Origin of the sequence: Mesorhizobium sp. WSM4904 (assembly GCF_029674545.1) — a bacterium.
GTDB lineage: Bacteria > Pseudomonadota > Alphaproteobacteria > Rhizobiales > Rhizobiaceae > Mesorhizobium.
Genome location: NZ_CP121354.1, coordinates 100,111 through 121,377, shown reverse-complemented (window position 1 = coordinate 121,377; position 21,267 = coordinate 100,111). Strand labels below are relative to the sequence as shown.

Below are 21,267 nucleotides of genomic sequence, written 5' to 3'. Positions count from 1 at the left end.
CCATTCCGTTTCCTCAGCCGAATGGTGCAGCGGAGCAGAATTCTGCACCGTTGCGACGCTCGTATGTCACGGAATGGATCCTCGGGTCTGCGCCGCGTCGCTTCGCTCCTTGCTTCGCCCGTGGATGACGAAGCGGAACTTGCTACGCACCACTTCCCCCAAGAAGGCTCGGTTGTTTCACGACAGCTTCGCGATGATCGCCCGCAGCGCCTCGCCGAAGCGGTGCACCTCCTCCACCGTGTTGTAGTGCACCAGTGAGGCGCGGATTGCGCCGCTGTCCATCGACAGGTTGAGCCGCTTCATCAGCCGTGGCGCGTACATGTGCCCGTCGCGGATGCCGATCTGCATGGCGGCCATCTCCTCGACGATCCTTTGCGGCGACAGCGTGCCGATGTTGAAGCAGAAGGTCGGCACGCGCTCGTTGATGCGCGCTTCGTCGGCGACGCCGTAGATGGTCGCGCCGCAATCCTTCAGCACCTTCAGCATCTCGCGCGCCAGCATCAGCTCGTAGTCGCGGATGGCGTTCATGCCGGCGACGATGTTGTCGCGGCGCGAGCGGTTGTTCTGAGCTAGGAAATTGCGGCCGACCGATTCCAGATAGCGCACCGCCGCATCCATGCCGGAGACGTTCTCGTAGATGAAGGTGCCAGCTTCAACCTTGTAGGGCGGCTCGTCCGGAATGAAGTCCTCGCGGAAGGTCGGCAGTTGCTTCAGCGTGTCGAAGCGGCCCCAGAGGAAGCCCATATGCGGCGAGAAATTCTTGTAGCCGGAGCAGACGAGATAGTCGCAGTCCCAGGCCTGCACGTCGATCAGCCCGTGCGGGCCGTAATGCACGCAGTCGAGAAACACTTCCGCGCCTGCCGCATGCGCGATCCGGGAGACGGAAGCGACGTCTACGATCGAGCCGATCGAATGCGCCGTCACCGTACAGGCGACGAGCCGGGTGCGCTCCGAGACCAGCGGCTTGAGGTCGTCGACATGGAGATTGCCGTCCTCGCGCATGCGCCACCATCTAAACTTGGCGCCGGCCTGCTCCAGCGCCAGCCAGGTGGCGATGTTGGCGTCATGGTCCATGTCGGTGACGACGATCTCGTCGCGTCCCTCATCTGTGTCTTTGGCAAGCATCTGGCCGATGCCGAGGCTGACCAGACGGATGAACGAGGTGGCGTTCATGCCGAAGCAGATTTCGGATGGGCTGTAGGCGTTGATCAAAAGCGCAACGCTTTCGCGGGCGTCGGCGACCGACTGGTCGACGGTGACGCTGCGGCCGTAGCGGCCGCCGCGCTGGACGTTGTGCCCGACCAGATGGTTGGTCACGGCGTCGAGCACGCTTTGCGGGATCTGCGCGCCGGCGGCGTTGTCCATGAAGATGAAGTCGCCGGCCTGCTTCAGCGCAGGGAACATGGCGCGGATCCTCTCGACCGGGAACGAAGCGGCCCCATCATGCGCTTTCGAATTCGGCGCTTTCGAAACATGGTGCTGGTTCACGAGGAGTCTCCTTTAGGTCATCAATGTCATTCGAGGGGAGGTTAGTGCGCGCCGGACTGGGCCTTGCCGCGCTCTTCGAGGTAGCCGACCAGCCGCACCAGCGGCCACAGGAAGGCGAGGTAGATGATCGCGGCGCCGATCAGCGGCGTCGGGTTGGCCATCAGCGCCTGCGCGTCGGTCGCCTGTTTCAAGAGGTCCGGCATCGCAACGACGGAGGCGAGCGCGGTGTCCTTGAACACCGAGACGCAGTTGCTGGTGAGCGGCGGGATGACGACGCGGATCGCCTGCGGCAGGATCACCTTGCGCATGGCGACCCAGAAGGGCAGGCCGAGTGCCGCGGCCGCCTCGAACTGGCCTTTCGGGATGTTCTGGATGCCGGCGCGGCAGACTTCCGCGGTGAAGGCCGCGAGCACCAGCGACAGCGCAAGCGCAGCCGACACGAAGGACGAGAGCCGGATGCCGATGAAGGGCAGGGCGTAGTAGATCAGGATCAGCACCACCAGGATCGGCAGCGCGCGGAACATGTCGATATAGAGCGTCGCCAGCCGCCTGAGCGGCTTCGGGGCGTAGAGCCGCACCAGGCAGATCGCCAGCCCGGCGATGGTGCCAAAGACGATCGCGGCGCAGCCGAGCAGGATGGTGTTGCCGAGCCCGCGAATGAGGATCGGAAAGGATCGGACCAGGATGCCCCAGTTGAAGAAGGTATCGATCAATTCCATCGGCGCGCTCACCGTCAGACAAGGCCCGCCATGTTCGGCAAGGACCCGAATTGTCGAAGCGAGAGCGCCAGCCCTTGCCGCCGCTCTCGTCGAATATTGTGATTAGCCGGCTTACTGCGGGATAGGGCCCGGCGTCACCGTGCTGGTACCGGCCTCCGGATCGACGCCGAACCACTTCTTGTGGATCGCGGCCATCGTGCCGTCCTTCTTCATTTCGCTGATGGCGTCGTTGACCTTCTCCAGCAGCGGATGGCCCTTCTTGGTCATCATCGCGAAGCGCTCGCCGGTCGGGATGCGGACCAGGATCTTCAGCGCCGGCATCTGCTTGATGGCGAACAGGAAGCCGGCGAGCTCGCCGGCGCCGCCGTCGATGCGGCCGTTCTGCACGTCGAGCAAAAGGTCCTGCTGGGCGTTGTAGCTCTTGGTCTCGGCGACGCCGAGCTTGGCGGCGTTTTCCTTCATGTAGGCCTCGCCGGTGGAGCCGGCGATGACGCCGATGGTCTTGCCCTTGAGGTCGTCGAGCGACTTGATGGTGGAATCCGCCTTGCCGACGATGGTGCCGTCGCTGTCGTAATAGGCTTGCGTGAAGCCCTGGTTCTGCAGCCGCTCCTTGGTCACCGAGATCGAGGAGACGGCAAAGTCGATGCGGCCCGAAGCGGTTGCCGCAAACAGCGCCTGGAAGCCGAGATCCTGGAATTCGACCTCGGCGCCGATGCGCTTGGCGACATCGTTGGCGACGTCGATCTCGAAACCTTCGAAGCCGCCGGAATCGGTCTTGTATTCCCATGGCGGGTTGGCCGGGTAGGCGCCAACCATGATCTTGTCGGCAAAGGCAGGTGCCGCGAAGGCGACGCCTGCGGCGATGATCACCCCAATCAGTCCTAGACGTTTCAACATCTTGCTTCCCTCTGGTTCGGTTCCTCATCCGCCCCTTTCGGCGCCCAACTCCCGGGCGCCGCAGGCGAGGCGGTGCCTGAATTCAGGATGCGCGGCGCCGCCGCGAACCGATATGCTCCTTGAGCCGCGCGATCAGCGCTTCGGTCGCCGCCTCCGTCGTGACCATGCCCGGCGACAGCCTCAGCGTCGTGCCACGCGCATCGCAGTAAAGCCGCTCGTTGCGCAGCGAAGCGACGATCTTTGCCGGCTCTGCGCCTTGCGGCAGGCCGAGCATGACGCTGCCGCCGCGTTCCTTGGCATCGAGTGGCGAGCGGACCGCCCAGCCATTGTCCAGAGCGGCGTTGATGATGCGCTCGACGAGCATTGCATTCTGCGCGCGGATGGCGTCGATGCCGGTCTTCTCCACCCATTCCAGCCCGGGCAGCGAGGCCACGCTTGCGAGGATCGCCGGCGTGCCGTGGTCGAAGCGGCGCGCATCGTCGGCATAGGTGAAGGCGTCGAGGTCCCAGGAGAACGGGTTCGGCTGGCTGAACCAGCCGCGCAGCTCCGGCCGACAGGTCGTGAGCAGGTCGGGGGTGATTTGCAGGATGCCGGCGCCGGAGGAACCGCACAGCCATTTCAGCGATGTCGAGACGACGAAATCGACCGGCGTCGCTGCCACGGAAAACGGCGCGACGCCGATGCCTTGCGTGACGTCGACGCCGACGATGCTGCCCATGGCGCGGCCATGCGCGGCGAGCCGCCCGACATCGCAGCGGTGCGAGGCCGTCGAGGTGACGAAGGTGATCAGCGCCAGCCCGACGTCTTCCTGCCAGCGGGCGATGAAATCCTCGTCGCGCACCCAGTTTTCGCCTGGCCGCAGCGGCACCGTGTCGAGCGTGAACCCGAAGCGCTCGGCGAGACCGGCGAGCAGGAAATGCAGGCTCGGAAAACAGTCGCCGGCAACCAGCAGGCGTTTTCCCACCGGGCGCACGGCCGGCAGGCCGCCGATCAGGCTGTAGAGCGCGGCGGTGACATTTTCGGCAGTGGTGAGCGTGCCCCGCGGCGCCTCGATCAGCCGCGTCCAGGCATCGATGAAGCGCTGCCGCGCGGCAAGCGCGGCCGGCCATTGGCCATCATCCCCCGCCGACCAGATGTTGGAAAACTCCGTCAGCGCGGTGGCCATCCGCTCGGCCTTGCCGGGGAAAGTGCCGATCGAATGGTAGAGAAAATAGCCGGACATTTGCTGTCTCTCGCTCCCTTGTGATCATGTGATCACAAAACCGGACAGGGATCAATCGCCGGCGGTCGGAAAGGACCGGTTTGGCGGGCAAAAAATGTGCGATTGTTTTGGTCCAGGAAGCCGCTGCAAAATCGCACACTGTGGGGATAGGTCGAAGCGCCTCTCAGTTTCGTCATCCTACAGCGGAGCAAGGAGCGAAGCGACGCTGCGCAGACCATAGGATCCATGCCGTTACCTTGGTCGAAGGGTGCAGCGGAGCAGAATTCTGCACCGCGGGAGCGCTCAAGCGTCACGGCATGGATCCTCGGGTCTTCGCTCCGCTTCGCGTCGCTACGCCCGAGGATGACGACGTTGTGGAGGCTTCAGCCAATGCCAAACGTTTGCGATGATTGAGCAAAGCGAGCCATGAAACCCTTGGCCGCCGACATGTCAGCGACCTGTTGGGAATCAGGAAGCCTTGCCGAAGGCGGCGAAATCCACCGCACGGGGCTCGGGCACATCCGGGCAGATCGTGCGCAGGGTCTGTTGCGTCGCGGTGATGTCGGCCACCACTTCCTCGCGGGCTCGCGCGAAATCCTTGTCCTTGAGCGCCGCGATGATCGCGACGTGCCGGCCCGAGGGCTCCATGACACCTGCGCGCATCAGCGGCGCGACATGGTTGGACAACAGCCGCATGTAAGGGCCGAACCGCAGCCACAGCGTCTCGATCAGTTGGAACAGCACGTCGGAGCCGGAGGCGCGATAGATGGTGAAGTGGAACTGCTGGTTCTTGGCGATCAGCTCGTAGATGCTGCCGTCGCGGCCGATCGCCTGCTGCTCGTCGGTGACCCTCTGCAGGGTGGCGATCTCGGCCGCGGTCAGGCGCGGCGCGCCAAGCTCGGCGGCGAGCCCCTCGACGGCGAGGCGGGCCCGGCAGAGGTCGTCGAGCCGCGCCTGCGTCACCACCGGCACGCAGGCCGAGCCGTTTTGCGAGATTTCCAGCGCGTTCTCCGCCGCCAGCCGCCGCAAGGCCTCGCGCACCGGCATGTTCGACGTGCCGAAAGCCTCGGCCAGCGAGGCGATGGTCAGCACCTGCCCGGGATCGAAGCTGCCGACCATCAAGGCATGGCGAAGCTGCTGATAGACGCCATCCTGGACGGTGATGCGTCCCGATACCGGTTCGAAGCCCAGAGCCACGCTTTTGCTTTCCTCCGATAAAGCCTATGTGCGAAGACACATAAGCGGCCCACCGAAGCAGGCATGATCATCTGATCACAAATTGTGGCGGGAGCCAAGCGACGCGTGTGGATCGCGATCAACAACCTGGGCTGAGGTTCTAACTACCGGCGTTGGCGCCGCCCCTCATCTGCCTGCCGGCACCTTCTCCCCGCGAACGGGGAGAAGGGGGCTGATCGCAGCGTTGGCGCTTGCTCAACAACTCTGGCGATTGGCGAAACCGCCGATGACAGCCCCTTCTCCCCGTTTTACGGGGAGAAGATGGCGGCAGCCAGATGAGGGGCAGCGCCGATGTTGAAAATTGGCCGTCCAGGCTGGGGGCGCCAGCGACCTATTGTCGAGCAATCAAACCCAAGCCCAGACCTCACTCCGGTATAACCGCCGTAGCCTGTATCTCGACCTTCGCCCGATCCTCAACCAGCGCCATCACCTGCATGGCGGCCATCGCCGGGAAATGCCGGCCGATGACGGCGCGGTAGGCCGCGCCGATTCCTTTGAGATTGGCGAGATATTCGGCCTTGTCGGTGAAATACCAGGTCATCGACGTGATGTGCTGCGGCTCTCCGCCCGCTTCGGCCAGCACCGTGACGATGTTGGCGAGCGTCTGGCGCACCTGGCCGACGAAGTCGTCGGTTTCGAAACGACATTCGGCGTTCCAGCCGACCTGGCCGCCGACGAACACGAGGCGTCCGCGCGCCGCGACGCCATTGGCGTAGCCGATCGGCTTGGCCCAGCCTTTCGGCTGCAGGATGGTGTGCATATCTAGCCCCTTGAGTTCATTTTTCCGGCTCACGCCGCACCCATCACCTGCCTGGCGATCACCACCTTCTGCACGTCCGATGCTCCCTCATAGATGCGCAACGCCCGGATCTCGCGATAGAGGCTCTCGACGATGTGACCCTTGCGCACGCCGTCGCCGCCATGCAGCTGCACCGCCTTGTCGATCACCTCCTGCGCCTTGTCGGTGGCGAAGAGCTTCGCCATCGCCGCCTCGCGTGTGACGCGCGCGGCGCCCATGTCCTTGGTCCAGGCGGCGCGATAGATGAGCAACGCGGCGGCGTCGACATCCAGCGCCATGTCGGCGATGTGGCCCTGCACCATCTGCAGCTCTGCCATCGGCGCGCCGAACAGTTTTCGTTCGGCGGCCCGCTTGACGCTTTCGTCCAGCGCCCGGCGGGCGAAGCCGAGAGCCGCGGCGCCGACCGTCGAGCGGAAGACGTCGAGCACCGACATGGCGATGCGGAAACCATCGCCGGGCTTGCCGATCATGGCGGACGCAGGAGCGCGCACATTGTCGAAAGACAGCCTAGCCAGCGGATGCGGGGCAATCACTTCCAGCCGTTCGGCAACGCCGAGGCCCTTCGCGTTGGCGGGCACGACGAAGGCGGAAATCCCCTTGGCGCCCGGCGCCTCGCCGGTCCGTGCAAAGACGGTATAGACGTCGGCGATGCCGCCATTGGAGATCCAGGTCTTTTCGCCGGAAAGCACATAGTCGCCGCCGTCGCGGACGGCCGTCATCTCCATGTTGGCGACATCCGAGCCTGAGCGCGGTTCCGAAAGTGCAAAGGCGGAGATCGCCTCGCCGGCCCGCGTCTTTTCCAGCCAGCGCTGCTGGTCCGGCGTGCCGAAGAGCGAGATCGCGCCGGTGCCCAGCCCCTGCATGGCAAAGGCGAAATCGGCGAGGCCGTCATGGCGCGCCAGCGTCTCGCGCGTGATGCAGAGCGCGCGTACATCGAGCGGTGCGGGATTGTCCGGATCGAGCGCGGTCGGCTTGAGCCAGCCGTCCTGGCCAAGCATCGCCACCAGCGCGCGGCAGGCGGCGTCGACGTCGTGATGATCGACCGGCAGGTTTTTCGCGCACCAGGCGTCGAGGCGCTCGGCGAGTTGGCGGTGGCGGTCTTCGAAGAAAGGCCAGTCGAGGAAGGTGCGGTCAGGCATTGGCGCCCCCGCTACTCTCTAAGATCTCCGCTCTACGGCGCCCCCCTCTGTCCTGCCGGACATCTCCCCCACAAGGGGGGAGATCGGCAGCTTCGCCGGCGACGCTCTTCCTTCGACGTTGGAAATTAGCGAAAGCCGACGTGACATCTGATCTCCCCCCTTGTGGGGGAGATGGCCGGCAGGCCAGAGGGGGGCGCTGTCCCGCCAGCGTCTCCAATAAACAATCCATCCTCAATTCCCCTCGAACACCGGCTTCTCTTTCGCCACGAACGCCTTGTACGCCCGCTCGAAATCGCCGGTCCGCATGCAGATCGCCTGCGCCTGCGCTTCCGCCTCGATCGCCTGGTCGAGGCTCATCGACCATTCCTGGTTGAGCTGCGTCTTGGTGATGCCATGCGCAAAGGTCGGCCCGGAGACGATGCGCGCCGCCATATCGAGCGCGTCCGCCTCGAGCGTCGCCGCATCGACCAGGCGATTGTAGAACCCCCAGCGCTCGCCTTCGGCAGCGCTCATGGTGCGGCCGGTGTAGAGCAGCTCGGCGGCGCGGCCCTGGCCGATGATGCGCGGCAGGATCGCGCAGGCGCCCATGTCGCAGCCGGCAAGCCCGACGCGGGTGAACAGGAAAGCCGTCTTTGCCTCAGGCGTGGCGACGCGGATATCGGAAGCCATGGCGATGATCGCGCCGGCGCCGACCGCGACGCCGTCGACTGCCGAGATGATCGGCTTGCCGCAGTTGAGCATCGCCCTGACGAAGTCGCCGGTCATGCGCGTGAAGGCGAGCAGCGCCTTCATATCCATCTTGACCAGCGGGCCGATGATGTCGTGGACATCGCCGCCCGAGCAGAAATTGCCGCCATTGGGCAGGAACACCACGGCGTCGACATCCTCGGCATAAACGAGCTCGCGAAACGTGTCGCGCAGCTCGGCGTAGCTGTCGAAGGTCAGCGGGTTCTTGCGCTCCGGGCGGTCGAGCCGGATCCTTGCGACCCGGCCTTCGACCTCCCAGAGGAAGTGCTTCGGCTTGAGCTTGGCCATGGCGCTCATTCGCGTCCCTCCCAATTGCTGCGGAACGATTTCAGCATGCCGGTCAGGCTTCGCGCCTCGTCCTCGCTGACAGTGCCGAGCAGCTCGCCGACCCAGCTTTCATGCGCGGCGGCGATTGCCGCGAAAGACTTCGAACCTTCCTCGGTCAGCCGCACCATCGAGGTGCGACGATCGCCGTTGCGCCGCGCCCGTGTCACCAGCCCTTCCGAGACCAGCCGGTCGACGATGCCCGTCACATTGCCGTTCGACACCAGCAGGAAGCGCGACAGGTCGCTCATCAGCATGCCTTCCGGCGACCGGTAGAGCGCCGCCATCACGTCGAAGCGCGGCAGCGTGGTGTCGAACTCCTTCTTCAGCCGCTCGCGCAGCTCGGCCTCGATGGTGCGCGAGGCGCGCAGCAGGCGTATCCATAGGCGCAGCCTGTCCTTGCCCGGCCCGGTGGACGTCGGTCCCGCTACCATGTCTCGCCCCCCGAGACCGAGATCGCCTGTCCGGTGATCGACCGCGCCGCGTCACTGCACAGCCACAGCACGGCTTCGGCGACTTCCTCGGGCTGGATGAAACGCCCTTGCGGGTTGGTCGCGACAAGACTCGCGCGCGCCTCGTCGGCGGGGCGTCCGGTCTTTTCGACGATACGCTGGATGGATTCTTCCAGCATGTCCGTCTCGACGAAGCCGGGGCAGACGGCATTCACGGTGACGCCCGACTTGGCGGTCTCAGTGGCCAAGGCCCGCATCAATCCTACGACGCCATGCTTGGCGGCGACATAAGGCGCGACATAGGCATAGCCTTTCAGGCCGGCCGTCGAAGCGACAAAGACGATGCGGCCCGTCTTCCGCGCCAGCATGCCGGCAAGCGCCGGCTTAACGGTCAGGAAGGCACCGGTGAGGTTGACGTCGAGCGTGCGCTGCCAGTCGGCCAGCGAGGCCTTATGCGCCGGCGCACTGCCGGCCATGCCGGCATTGGCGACCACGATGTCGAACGGTCCGCGCGCGGCCCCCGCCTTCTCGTAGAGGGTCGCCATTTCGGCTTCGTCGGTGACATCGGCGGCGATGCCGAAGATGCGGTCGTTTTCCTTTGCGACCTCGGCGAGCGCTTCTTCGCGCCGGCCGCAGATGGTGACGTCAACGCCCGCTTTCGCCAGCGCCAGCGCGATGGCGCGGCCAACGCCGGAACCGCCGCCGGTGACGAGGGCGTGCCTGCCGGAGATCATGCGCCAACCCTCGAAACATCGCGCTGCTCCTCACCCTCACGCCAGACCAACGCCATGGCATGCAAAGATATTCTGTGACTGGTGTGACTGATTGGCCCGATGCTTGGTTGCCAGGTGGTTCCCCCAATCCGTCGCTGCTTCGCAGCGCCACCTTTCCCCCCTCCGGAGGGAAAGGAAGGGAGCCTCATCGGCTCGCGCCCTTCCTCTCCCCCGTCGATCGGGGGAGAGGTGGATCGGCGAAGCCGAGACGGAGTGGGGGTCGACCAGCGCAGCGCAAGACAATGCATGCGCCAAGCTGCCCTGCATGCTATTGTGGGGAGAAGGTGCCGGCAGGCGGATGAGGGGCGGCGCCGACCTAACAACATGGAAGCGCTCATACCTTCAGCCCCGCCGCTGCTTCGCGTTCGGCCAGGCGATAGATCTGGTCGCGTCCGCGCAGATAGGGATCCGGCCATTTGACGCCACGGTCGCCGAGGGTCACCGCCGCATGCAGCGTCCAATAGGGATCGGTGAGATGCGGCCTGGCCAGTGCCACCAGGTCGGCGCGGCCGGCCATCAGGATCGAATTGGCGTGGTCGGGCTCATAGATGTTGCCGACCGCCATCGTCGCCATGCCGACCTCGTTGCGGATGCGGTCGGAGAACGGCGTCTGGAACATGCGGCCATAGATAGGCTTGGCAGCGATCGTGGTCTGGCCGGCCGAGACGTCGCAGAGGTCGACGCCTGCGTGATGTAGCAACTTTGCGATCTCGACCGCGTCGGCCGGCGTGACGCCCTCGATGCCCACCCAGTCATTGGCGGAGATGCGCATGGAGATCGGCTTCTCGGCCGGCCACACCGCGCGCACCGCATGGAAGATCTCCAATGGATAGCGCATGCGGTTTTCAAGCGAGCCGCCATAGTCGTCGGTGCGCCTGTTGGTGAGCGGCGTGATGAAAGCGGAGAGCAGATAGCCATGCGCGGCATGGATCTCCAGCATGTCGAAACCGCAGCGCCCGGCCATCTTAGCCGCAGCGACGAACTGGTCGCGCACGACGTCCATGTCGGCGCGGTCCATCGCCTTCGGCACCTGGTTCTGCGGCGACCATGGCACCGCCGACGGCGCCATGACCGGCCAGTTGCCGGAGGCGAGCGGCTCGTCGGTTCCTTCCCAGCCGAGGCGGGTCGAGCCCTTGGCGCCGGAATGGCCGATCTGGGCGCAGATTTTCGCCTCGGTCTCGGCATGGACGAAATCGACCAGGCGCTTCCAGGCGACCTCGTGTTCCGGCTTGTAGAAGCCGGGGCATCCGGGCGTGATGCGTCCTTCCGGGCTGACGCAGGTCATCTCGATATAGACCAGACCGGCGCCTCCCTTGGCGCGCTCGGCATAGTGAGCGAAATGCCAGTCTGTCGGGCAGCCGTCGACCGCCTTGTACTGCGCCATCGGCGAGACGACGATGCGGTTGCTGAGCGCCATGTCGCGCAGCCTGAACGGCGCGAACATCGGCGCGCGGCGTAAGCTGTTGCCGCCGGCGCCGGCCTTGCGCTGGAACCACTCTTCGGCGCCCGCCAGCCATTCGGCGTCGCGCAGACGAAGGTTCTCGTGGCTGATGCGCTGCGAGCGGGTGAGCAGCGAATAGTTGAACTGAACAGGATCTAATCCGAGATAGCGTTCCACCTCCTCAAACCATTCGAGTGAGTTACGCGCCGCCGATTGCAGCTTGAGCACCTCGGTGCGCCGCGCGTCTTCGTATTTGCGGAAGGCGGCCTCGAGGTCGGGCTCGGACTCGACATAGTCCGCGAGCGCCACCGCGCTTTCGAGCGCGAGCTTGGTGCCGGAGCCGATCGAGAAATGGGCGCTGGCCGCGGCATCGCCCATCAGCGCCAGGTTCTTGTGCGACCAGCGCTCGCACAGCACGCGCGGGAAGTTGATCCAGGCCGAACCGCGAATGTGGTTGGCGTTGGTCATCAGCGGATGGCCGCCGAGATGTTTTTCGAAGATGCGCTCGCAGACCGCGATCGACTCCTGCTGCGTCATCGCGCCGAAGCCGAAGCGCTCCCACGTTTGCTGACTGCACTCGACGATGAATGTCGCGGTCTCGCTGTCGAACTGGTAGGCATGCGCCCACACCCAGCCATGCTCCGTTTTCTCGAAGATGAAGGTGAAGGCGTCGTCGAATTTCTGCGTCGTGCCGAGCCACACGAACTTGCACTTGCGGGTGTCGATGTCCGGCTTGAAGACATCGGCGAAAGCCGCGCGTGACCTCGAGTTCAGCCCGTCGGACGCGACCACCAGGTCATGCGTTTCCATGAACGGCCTCGGGTCGGAAATCTCCGTCTCGAACATCATCTTGATGCCGAGCTCACGCGCTCGCCGCTGCAGCAGGATCAGGAGCCGCTTGCGGCCGATGCCGCAGAAGCCGTGGCCGGTGGAGACGGTGCGCACGCCGTCATGGATGACGGCGATGTCGTCCCAATAGGCGAAATGCTTCTTGATCCAGACGGCGCTGACCGGGTCGTTCCTGGTCAGGTTCTCCAGCGTCTCGGCTGATAGCACTACACCCCAGCCGAACGTGTCGTCCGGGCGGTTGCGTTCATAGACCGTCACCTCATGCGCGGCATCGCGCAATTTCAGCGAGATGGCAAAGTAGAGTCCGGCCGGTCCGCCGCCGAGAACCGCAACCTTCATGTCTTGCGATCTCCTCTTCGCATAGGAGTCGCCGGCGAGGCCGGCGATCCCAATGTTCAGTATTGCGCCAGCGATCAATTATTTCAAGCTTGAAGTTTCATAATTGAACGATTGCTCGACGCTCTAGCGGATCCGCTCACTTGGTCGGATCCTTCGGGCTCCACAGCACAGTCTCCGCGCCCTTCTCGTAGGCCATGCCTTGCGGGTAGCTGATTGCTTCGAGCTGCAATCCCCAGGGCGCCTGGAAATAGATGATGGTTTGGCCGGCCGCCGGCCCTTCCTTGACCGGCAGCGGCCCCAGCCTGGTCTTCACGCCTTTGGCGTCGAGGTAGGTTTTCGCCGCGGCGACGTCGTCGACATAGAAGGCGATGTGGAAGCCGCCTATGTCGCTGTTCTTCGGCTGCAGGTTCTTCTGGTCCGGTGCCGTATATTTGAACAACTCGATGTTCGATCCCGTGCCGCAGCGGACCATGGTGATCTCCTCGATCACCGCCTTCGGATCGACGCCGAGCAGGTCCTGCATGAAGGTGCCCTTGTCGTCGGCGAACGGACCGAACGACATCGCCTTCTTGCAGCCGACGACATCGGTGAAGAAGCCGACGGCCTGTTTCATGTCGGGCACGGTGATGCCGGTGTGGTCGTGGCCGCGCATGCCGGGTATCGAGTCGGCCGAGGCCGCTCCCATTGCGCCGAGCAGGATCGCGGCGACCATCGTGCCGCGGGTTGCGTAGTTCATGTCACCCTCCGTTCGCGGGCTGACTTGAAGACGCACATCCGAGGCCCGCTATTCGGCGTGCGGGTAGTCAAGCTCTCCTCACACAGGCGCCTTGGCAGGCGGCCGCAGCCAGTCCGCGTCGATCTCAGGCAGCGGAATGGCGGCGAGCAGGTCGCGCGTGTAGGCCTCCTGCGGATCGTCGAACAGCGCGTCGGTGGCGCTGGCCTCGACGATCCTGCCTTCGCGCATGACGATGACCTGCTGGCAGAGCCGCCGGATCACCGACAGGTCGTGGCTGATGAAGGCGACCGTCAGTCCCATCTCGGCCGCTAGTTTCTCCAGCAGCGTCAGGATCTGCGCTTGTGTCGAGACGTCGAGGCCGGAGACGATCTCGTCAGCCAGCACGAATTTCGGCGACAGCGCCAGCGCCCTGGCGATGCCGACGCGCTGGCGCTGGCCGCCGGACAGCTCGTGGCGGTAGCGGCCGGCGAAATTCTGCGGCAGGCCGACACGCTGCAAGGCTTCCGCCACGCGCTCCTTGAGCCTGTCGCCAAGCCCGTTCTGCCTGAGCGGCGCGGCAATGATGTTGAAGATCGTGTGTCGCGGATTGAGCGACGACATCGGATCCTGGAAGATCATCTGCAGATCGCGGCGAAGCGGCCGGAGCTCGGCTTCCGAAAGATGGCTGATGTCGCGTCCTTCGAAGTTGATGGCTCCCGCGCTTGGCTCGATCAGCCGCACCAGCGCGCGGCCGAGCGTCGACTTGCCCGAGCCGGACTCGCCGACGATGCCGGTTACCGATCCCTTGGGCAGGTCGAAGTCCAGTCCCTTGAGGATCTCGGCCAGCGGCGCGCGGCCGATCAGCGGCTTGCGCGTCATGTCGGGCAGCGCCACCTTCAGCCCGCGCACGGAAAACAGCGGCTCAGCCATGGCCGGGCCTCCACGCTTTGTCGGCCGCCGCGATCTCGGCCGTGAGCCCGGCGAGCACCGTCTCGTCCACCGGCTTCAGCGACGCATGCGGATCGGTGTACCGCGGCGTCGCCGCGATCAGCGCCCGCGTGTAGGGATGCTGCGGGGACGCGAAGAGGGCCGTAGTCTCGGCTTCTTCCACAACCTTGCCGGCATAGAGCACCGACACCTTCTGGCTGATCTTGGCGACGACGCCGAGATCATGGGTCACGAACAGGATCGCGGTGCCGTGGTCGCGCTGCAGCTGTGCGATCAGCCGCAGGATCTGCTTCTGCACGGTCACATCCAGCGCTGTCGTCGGCTCGTCCGCGACGATCAGCCTGGGTTCAGCGGCAAAGGCGGCAGCGATCAGCACGCGCTGGCGCATGCCGCCGGACAATTCATGCGGATAGCTTTTCAGCACGCGCTCGGGATCGCGGATCTGCACCTCGTCGAGCAGCTGGCGGATGCGTTTGTCCGCCCTCTCGCCGCTCCAGCCGAGGATGCGCACCAACCGGTCGGTCATCTGCGGGCCGATGCGGCGCGACGGGTTGAGCGCGGTGAGCGGGTCCTGCGGGATCAGCGCCGTACGCGCGCCGATCAGGGCCCGTCGTGCTTTCGCATCGAGGCGGCCGAGATCCTCGCCCTCGATCAGCATCTCGCCTTCGACGATGCGCACGCTCTTCGGCAGGACGCCGAGCACCGCCTTGCCGATCATCGTCTTGCCGGCGCCGCTCTCGCCGACCAGCGCGCGAACCTCGCCAGGCTGGACGGCGAGCGAGACCGAGCGCAGCACGCGCTGGCCGTTGGGCAGCACGGCGCTCAAGCGACGAATGTCGAGGCACGGGCTCATCGCAGCACCGGATCGAAGCGCGCCTTCAATCCCTCGCCGAACTGGCTGAAGGAAAGCACGGTGAGGATCAGCGTGACCAGCGGAAACACCAGCACCCACCAGGCCTGGTGGATCGACAGCCGTCCTTCGGCGATGATGCCGCCCCAGGTCGGATCGTCAGTCGAGATCGACAGATTAACGAAGGACAGGATCGCCTCGACGATGACGGCGATGCCCATCTCCAGCGACAGCAACGCGACCACGGAAGGCACCACGTTGGGCAGCACCTCGCGCAGCATGATGCCGATGCGGCCATAGCCGGCGATGCGCGCGCTTTCGACATAGTCCATGCGCGCCTGGCTCATCGCCTCGGCGCGGATCACCCGGCAGAAGCGCGTCCAATCGATGACGGCAATGGCTATGATGACGGAGTTTAAGCCCGTGCCCAGCACCGCGACCAAGAGGATCGCGAACAGCACAGGCGGGAACGCCATCCAGACATCGACGACGCGCGAGATGATGCGGTCGGCCCAGCCGCCGAAATAGCCTGCGATCAGCCCGAGCGCCGAGCCAACGATACAGGCCGCGGACGCCGCGGCAAAGGCGACGATGAAGGCGATGCGGCCGCCGAAGATCAGCCGCGACAACAGATCCCGGCCGAGGCTGTCGGTGCCCAGCCAGTAGCCGGGTTCGGCGCCGTCCAGCCAGAAGGGCGGCAGCCGCTCCAGCATCAGGTCCTGCGCCAATGGATCCTGCGGCGCGATCAGCGGCGCGAAGATGGCCGCAAGCAGCGCAAGGAGCAGCCAGCCGCCGGCCAGCCACAGCCTTGGACTCAGACCGCGTCGCGAGATGCGCGCCTCATCCATGGCGCAGCCTCGGATTGAGCAGCGCATACATCATGTCGACGGCCAAGTTGATCAGCACGAAGAGCAGCGCGAAGACCAGCACGATGCCCTGGATCAGTGGCAGGTCGCGGTTGATGACGGCATCGATCGCCATGTTGCCGAGCCCCTCATAGGAGAACAGCCGCTCGACGATGACGGTGCCGCCGATCAGGAAGGTGAATTGCACGCCGACCAGCGTCAGCGTCGGCAGCGCCGCGTTCTTCAGCGCCTCGCGCAGGATCACCTGCGTTTCGGAAAAACCCTTCACCCGCGCCAGCACGACATAGTCGAGGTCGAGCACCTCCTTCAGCGACTGTTTCAGGAGCTGCGCGATGATCGCCGCCAACGGGAGAGCCAGCGCAACTGCCGGCATCAGCATGTGCTTCAGCAAATCCCAGGTGAGATCGAAGCGGAGCCTGAGAATGCTTTCGGCAAGATAGAACTGGGTGACGAAGGGCAGGTCGAGCTGCGGCGACACGCGGCCGGAAATGTCGAACACGGGGATGAGCACTCCGAACAGCAGGATCAGCACCAGCCCCCAGAGGAAGTCGGGGATGGAGAGCGTCGCGCCGCTTGCGATATCGATGCCGGCCTCGACCGCGGTGCCGCGCGAGCGGGCGCCGAGGATCGCCGCGCTGACGCCGATCGCAATCGCCATCAGCAGCGCGACGGTTGCAAGTTCGAGCGTCGCCGGCAGCCGGTTGAACACCAGCCCCAGCACGTCCTGGCGCAGCGAGATCGAGGTGCCGAAATCGCCATGCAGCACGCCCGCGAGCCAGATGAAGAACTGCTGCACGATGCTCTTGTCCAGCCCATAGAGCGCGCGCAGCCGCGCGATGTCGTCGTCGCTGGCGCCGGGCGGCAGCATCATGGCGATCGGATCGCCGGGCGCCACGCGAATGACGACGAAGACGACGACGGCGACGCCGAACAGCGTGACCAGCATCGTCACAAGACGAACGAGGAATCTCTGCAGCAGCATGCGTGTGTAATCACTCTAACGAACTCCCCCTCATCCGGCCGCTTCGCGGCCACCTTCTCCCCGGCGGGGAGAAGAGGCTGGCTCAGCCGTCGGCGACCTCTTCTCCCCTCGGGGAGAAGGTGCTCCGAAGGGCGGATGAGGGGCTGCGTCGTTGAAGGAGACACGCTACCGCGCCTCCTCATCTCGATCACGCAGCCGGGGTCATCAGCGCCGGCAGCAACGCTCCTGAAACATGCTGCACGACATTGACCTTCTTGGAATGCACGATCGGCTGCGCATATTGCATCAGCGGCAGCACATAGGCCTGCTCGGCGATGTATTTGTCGACGGCCTTCCAGCCGGCGATACGCTTGGCCTCGTCCTTCTCACCCCAAAGCGGGTTGATCTTGTCGATCAGGTCCTGGCTGTCCCACACCGAATGCGGGCTCGGGCCATACATGGCGAAACCGGTCGACGTGGTCGGATCGCCGATGGCGTTGCCCCAATTGTAGAACGCGGCCGGCGCCAGCTTGTCGGCGGCGCGCAGCTCGTAATGCTTGGCGATCTCGTAGACCTCGATCTTGGCCTCGATGCCCACCTTGCGCCACATGCCGACGATCGCCTGGATCATCTCGTAGTCCTTGGGCTTGAAGCCCTTGGTCGTCTGTATCGTGAACTTCACCGGCTTCTTCGGCGAATAGCCGGAAGCGGCGAGCAACTCCTTGGCCTTTTCCGGATTGTGCTCGACCTTGATCGATGGATCGAAGGCCGTGTATTCCGGCGTCTCCAGCGTCGCGATCGGCTGGCCGTAGCCGCGCAGCAGCCGCTTGACCAAGAGCTCCTTGTCCACCGCCATCACCGCCGCCTGGCGGACGTTCTTGTCCAGCATCGCCTCGATGTCGTTGAAGAAGATCATGCCGATATCGGAGACGTTCTTGATCGAGCCGGCGAGCCCGTCCTTGGCGATCAGCCGGTCATATTCCTCGTAAGGAATTTCGAGCGTAACCTGCGAGGAACCGGACTCGACCTCCGCGACCCGGCTCGCCGCGTCGGTGACGAACTTGATCGTCACATTCTCGAAGGCCGGCTTGTTGCCCCAGTAATTCGGATTGGCCTTGAGCCGCAGGAAGGCGTTGCGCTCGAACTTGTCGACCATATAGGGCCCGGTGCCGATCGGCGCCTTCTCGAAGCCCTCGGCGCCGACCTTCTCGTAATAGGCCTTCGGCATGATGTAGCCGGTCAGGAACGACATCCATTTGAAATAGACCGGGTCGAACTGCACCACGTCGCCGGTGATCTTGTTGCCGTCGATCTTGAAGTTGTTGACGTTCTTCCAGACGAACTGGATCGGATTGCCGGTCTTCTCGTCGCCCGCGCGCTGCAGCGACCACACGACGTCTTCCGGTGTGAAGGGCGAGCCGTCATGCCACTTCACACCCTCGCGCACCGTCATCATCACCTTGCTCCGGTCGTCGTTCCAGCCCCACTCGGTGAGCAGGCCGGGCGTGAAGGAGAGGTCCGGCTTTTGCGGAATGAACTGGTCGAACACCGACTGGTAGAGCCCCTGGATGGTCGGGTTCACCGCCGAAGGTCCGGTCGTCGGGTCCCAGGAGGGCAGGTTGACGTTGTAAGCGATCGTGAGCTCGTCCGCCGCCTTCGCTGCCCTCGGCAGGCCGAGCGTGGCGGCGCCGATCGCCGCCGCGCCGTATCCAAGCAAATCGCGTCTGTTGATGGTCATGGTCGTTCCCCTTGTTGGTTGTCCATCTTTGACTGTCATTGTCCGCGCGGTGTTTTCATTCGCCAGGTTTGGTGGGCAACCGCGCCTTGTCCATCCTGGAATCCCGGCTGCTAGTTTCCTCCGAGCTGTTGGGCGAGCATGTAGCCGGAGCCCGCACCCGTGCCGGCGCCGGGCCAGGTCGCGGCACCGGTGAGGTAGAGGTTCGAGACCGGCGTGTTCCAGCGCGCGAAGCCGCGCGCCGGACGGAAGAGAAAATTCTGCGCCAGATGGTGGCTGCCGCAAATCTGGTCGCCGCCGACGAGGTTCGGGTTCTCGCGCTCGAGATCGATCGGCGAGAAGACGGCGCGGCCAAGGATCCTCTGCCTCAAACCAGGCGCATAGCTCTCGATGATGTCGAGCACGCGCTCGGCATAGGCATCCTTGACCGCGTCCCAGGAACCGGGCGCGATCTCGCCGGCCGCGTCACCAAGGATCTCAGCCGGCAGCATGCGCACCTGCACCCACAGCACATGCTTGCCTGACGGCGCCCGCGACGGATCGACGGCCGTCGGCTGGCCGACGACGAGCACGGGCTGGTCGGGCAGCATGCCGGCGATTGCTTGCTGGTAGACGCGCGACATCGCATCGAGCGAGGGCGCCAGATGCACATAGGCGAACCGGCGAAGCTCGGCGCCGGCGCTCCAGTGCGGCAGGTCGTCCAGCGCCAGATGGATCATCATCGTGCCCGGCGCATGGCGGAAGTTTTTCATCGCCGTATCGAAGATGGCGTCGCCGGAGCTATTGGGCAGAAGCTTGCCCGGAAGCGCTCCTGGCGCGACGCCGGCAACGACGGCCTTGCTCGCGACATGGGTTTCGCCGGAAGCCAGACGCACACCGGTCGCCCGGCCACCGGCAACCATTATCTCCGATACTTCCGCGCCGGGCGTGATCTTGCCACCGGCCGTTTTGACCATGCCGGCGAGCGCGCGGATGATGGTGTCGGCGCCGCCCTTGCCGAGCACCATGCCGAAACTCTGGTTGGCCATCGATTCCAGGTACGGGAACACGGCGCCGCCGGCGATATCCGGAGCGAAGTCGAGATGCATGCCCCAGGCGGCGAGCGTCGTCCTGACATGCGGCGTCTCGAAATTTTCCTCCAGCCACGCGCGCGGCGAGGCGAGAAGCAGCCGGCCCGTGTCGAGCGCGCCGGCAAAACCCTTCTTGCGCCACAGGTGCCCAGCCGTGCCGGCCAGGGCCCGCGCGCTCATCGGCGAACCCAGCAGGCGGAAGAGGTGCTCCGCTTCGCCTGGAAAAGCGCCGACCAGCCTGCGCCAGCTGGCGGCATCGGCGGCGGAGAAGGTGGCGAGCCGCGAGACGGTCTTTTCGAGATCGTTGCTGACGCCGAACCATTTCCTGTCCGGGAAAGCGCTGGCGAAACAATCGGCGACGGGCGCGAATTCCAGCCCATGGCTTTTCAATTCATTTGCATATTTCCGATGGAAGGCCGAGCCGGCGAACAGGCTCAGATTCATCGCGCCGAAATCGTGACGAAAACCGGGAAGCGTGTATTCGGCGGTCCGAACGGCGCCGCCAATCGCCTGGCTGCGCTCGAAAACCGCGGTTTTCCAGCCTTTGAGCGACAGATGCGCCGCGCAGGCCAGACTGTTGTGGCCCGCCCCGACAAAGATGGCGTCGAACTCGCTCACGCCCCTCCCCAAAATGCTTTATGCTTAAAGATAATTGCAGATGCATATGTTTTCGTCTAGTAGGATATTAAGGGCCGCAACGAGCCTTGAAGGTCACGAACAAGAGGGAACAGAACCATGGACACGCAAAAACTCCTCGGCGAGGTCGCCGGCCAGCTGCTTTCGGGCGCCATCAAGGTGGTCGACCTGTCGGCGCCGCTCGGACCGGACACGCCGCTGATCAAGCTGCCGCCGGAACTCGCCGTCGACACGCCGAAGGTCGAGATCCACTCGATCTCCAAATATGACAAGAACGGGCCGTGGTGGGCCTGGAACTGGCTGAAGCTTGGCGAGCATTCGGGCACGCATTTCGACGCGCCGCAGCACTGGATCACCGGCAAGGACTATCCGGACGGCGCCACCGACACCATTCCGGCGCAGAATTTCGTCGGCCCGGTCAACGTCATCGACTGCTCGAAGGAAGCCGCCGCCGACCACGACTTCCTGCTCACCGTCGATCACATCAAGGCCTGGGAGGTCAAGCACGGCGCGATCAACCCCGGCGAATGGGTGGTGATGCGAACCGACTGGTACAAGCGCAACGGCTCGGAGGCCGAGTTCCTCAACGCCAACGAGACCGGCCCACACACGCCGGGACCGACGGCCGAAGCCATCCAGTTCCTGATCGGCAAGGACATCAAGGGCTGGGGCTCGGAGACGATCGGCACCGATGCCGGCAAGGCCGGCGGCATGGAGCCGCCGTTTCCCGCGCACACGCTGATGCACAAGGCCAATCGCTACGGGCTGGCCAGCCTCTGCAACCTCGACCAGCTTCCGCCGAAAGGCGCGATCCTGATCGCCGCTCCGCTCAAGATCGAGCACGGCACCGGCAGCCCGGTCCGCGCGCTGGCGCTGGTGCCGGGCAAATAGGGCGAGGCGGCGGTCTTCGGGAGAAGATCATGCTTGCGGGCGATGGAGTGATGATGGGTAGAGAGTGGCAGCCTCGCAGCGCTGGCGCTCACCCCCCTCTGTCCTGCCGGACATCTCCCCCTCAAGGGGGGAGATTAGCTGTTCCAGCGCCCCGCTCATTTTCGCGACGCGGGCGATTGGCGAAGGTCGTC

At 64.9% G+C, this 21,267-nt stretch carries 19 protein-coding genes; 1 reads left to right on the top strand and 18 read right to left on the bottom strand.

The window, feature by feature from the left end; all coding sequences use genetic code 11:
• Positions 1 to 177: 177 nt before the first annotated feature.
• The 18 genes from QAZ47_RS00580 to QAZ47_RS00495 all read right to left on the bottom strand — a co-directional run bounded on the left by QAZ47_RS00580 (position 178) and on the right by QAZ47_RS00495 (position 20,167).
• Positions 178 to 1,488, bottom strand: coding sequence for a cysteine desulfurase-like protein (locus tag QAZ47_RS00580; protein ID WP_278232132.1), 1,311 nt, complete (start codon positions 1,486 to 1,488; stop codon positions 178 to 180).
• Positions 1,489 to 1,529: 41 nt separating this feature from the next.
• Positions 1,530 to 2,207 carry an amino acid ABC transporter permease gene (locus QAZ47_RS00575; RefSeq protein WP_278205017.1) on the bottom strand — a complete coding sequence of 226 codons (678 nt, stop codon included), beginning with the start codon at positions 2,205 to 2,207 and terminating at the stop codon, positions 1,530 to 1,532.
• A 111-nt stretch (positions 2,208 to 2,318) separates the two neighbouring features.
• Positions 2,319 to 3,104 (bottom strand): ABC transporter substrate-binding protein, encoded by a 786-nt coding sequence (locus QAZ47_RS00570; protein WP_059189761.1) that lies wholly within the window; start codon positions 3,102 to 3,104, stop codon positions 2,319 to 2,321.
• An 82-nt stretch (positions 3,105 to 3,186) separates the two neighbouring features.
• Positions 3,187 to 4,326 (bottom strand): aminotransferase class V-fold PLP-dependent enzyme, encoded by a 1,140-nt coding sequence (locus QAZ47_RS00565; RefSeq protein ID WP_278232131.1) that lies wholly within the window; start codon positions 4,324 to 4,326, stop codon positions 3,187 to 3,189.
• Positions 4,327 to 4,773: 447 nt separating this feature from the next.
• The gene (locus QAZ47_RS00560; protein WP_278232130.1) at positions 4,774 to 5,502 is read right to left on the bottom strand and encodes a GntR family transcriptional regulator; all 729 of its coding nucleotides are present in this window, start codon (positions 5,500 to 5,502) and stop codon (positions 4,774 to 4,776) included.
• Between the two features lie 403 nt (positions 5,503 to 5,905).
• Complete coding sequence (locus QAZ47_RS00555) at positions 5,906 to 6,301, bottom strand: RidA family protein (protein ID WP_278205013.1); 396 nt, start codon at positions 6,299 to 6,301, stop codon at positions 5,906 to 5,908.
• Positions 6,302 to 6,330: 29 nt separating this feature from the next.
• Entirely contained in the window at positions 6,331 to 7,479 is a 1,149-nt protein-coding gene (locus QAZ47_RS00550) for an acyl-CoA dehydrogenase family protein (protein ID WP_278232129.1), read from the bottom strand.
• Between the two features lie 231 nt (positions 7,480 to 7,710).
• On the bottom strand, positions 7,711 to 8,523 hold the full coding sequence (locus QAZ47_RS00545) for an enoyl-CoA hydratase family protein (RefSeq protein ID WP_278205011.1): 813 nt from the start codon (positions 8,521 to 8,523) through the stop codon (positions 7,711 to 7,713).
• Complete coding sequence (locus QAZ47_RS00540) at positions 8,520 to 8,984, bottom strand: MarR family transcriptional regulator (RefSeq protein ID WP_278232128.1); 465 nt, start codon at positions 8,982 to 8,984, stop codon at positions 8,520 to 8,522. Before QAZ47_RS00540 ends, QAZ47_RS00545 begins: the two co-directional genes overlap by 4 nt.
• A complete protein-coding gene (locus tag QAZ47_RS00535; protein WP_278232127.1) occupies positions 8,978 to 9,736 on the bottom strand; it encodes an SDR family NAD(P)-dependent oxidoreductase in 759 nt (252 codons plus the stop codon). The genes QAZ47_RS00540 and QAZ47_RS00535 overlap by 7 nt, the downstream gene beginning before the upstream one ends.
• A gap of 373 nt (positions 9,737 to 10,109) precedes the next feature.
• Entirely contained in the window at positions 10,110 to 12,404 is a 2,295-nt protein-coding gene (locus tag QAZ47_RS00530) for a bifunctional salicylyl-CoA 5-hydroxylase/oxidoreductase (protein ID WP_278205008.1), read from the bottom strand.
• 136 nt (positions 12,405 to 12,540) lie between these two features.
• On the bottom strand, positions 12,541 to 13,140 hold the full coding sequence (locus QAZ47_RS00525) for a VOC family protein (RefSeq protein ID WP_278205007.1): 600 nt from the start codon (positions 13,138 to 13,140) through the stop codon (positions 12,541 to 12,543).
• Between the two features lie 78 nt (positions 13,141 to 13,218).
• Positions 13,219 to 14,049 carry an ATP-binding cassette domain-containing protein gene (locus tag QAZ47_RS00520; RefSeq protein WP_278205006.1) on the bottom strand — a complete coding sequence of 277 codons (831 nt, stop codon included), beginning with the start codon at positions 14,047 to 14,049 and terminating at the stop codon, positions 13,219 to 13,221.
• A complete protein-coding gene (locus tag QAZ47_RS00515) occupies positions 14,042 to 14,920 on the bottom strand; it encodes an ABC transporter ATP-binding protein (RefSeq protein WP_278232126.1) in 879 nt (292 codons plus the stop codon). Before QAZ47_RS00515 ends, QAZ47_RS00520 begins: the two co-directional genes overlap by 8 nt.
• Positions 14,917 to 15,765, bottom strand: a complete 849-nt coding sequence (locus QAZ47_RS00510; RefSeq protein WP_278232125.1) for an ABC transporter permease — start codon at positions 15,763 to 15,765, stop codon at positions 14,917 to 14,919. The genes QAZ47_RS00515 and QAZ47_RS00510 overlap by 4 nt, the downstream gene beginning before the upstream one ends.
• On the bottom strand, positions 15,758 to 16,765 hold the full coding sequence (locus QAZ47_RS00505) for an ABC transporter permease (RefSeq protein WP_278232124.1): 1,008 nt from the start codon (positions 16,763 to 16,765) through the stop codon (positions 15,758 to 15,760). Before QAZ47_RS00505 ends, QAZ47_RS00510 begins: the two co-directional genes overlap by 8 nt.
• A 187-nt stretch (positions 16,766 to 16,952) precedes the next feature.
• The gene (locus QAZ47_RS00500; RefSeq protein WP_278232123.1) at positions 16,953 to 18,482 is read right to left on the bottom strand and encodes an ABC transporter substrate-binding protein; all 1,530 of its coding nucleotides are present in this window, start codon (positions 18,480 to 18,482) and stop codon (positions 16,953 to 16,955) included.
• A gap of 110 nt (positions 18,483 to 18,592) precedes the next feature.
• Positions 18,593 to 20,167, bottom strand: coding sequence for an NAD(P)/FAD-dependent oxidoreductase (locus QAZ47_RS00495; RefSeq protein WP_278232122.1), 1,575 nt, complete (start codon positions 20,165 to 20,167; stop codon positions 18,593 to 18,595).
• Positions 20,168 to 20,284: 117 nt separating this feature from the next.
• Between QAZ47_RS00495 and QAZ47_RS00490 the strand changes: the two genes are divergently transcribed.
• Positions 20,285 to 21,076 carry a cyclase family protein gene (locus QAZ47_RS00490; protein ID WP_278232121.1) on the top strand — a complete coding sequence of 264 codons (792 nt, stop codon included), beginning with the start codon at positions 20,285 to 20,287 and terminating at the stop codon, positions 21,074 to 21,076.
• Positions 21,077 to 21,267: the final 191 nt, after the last annotated feature.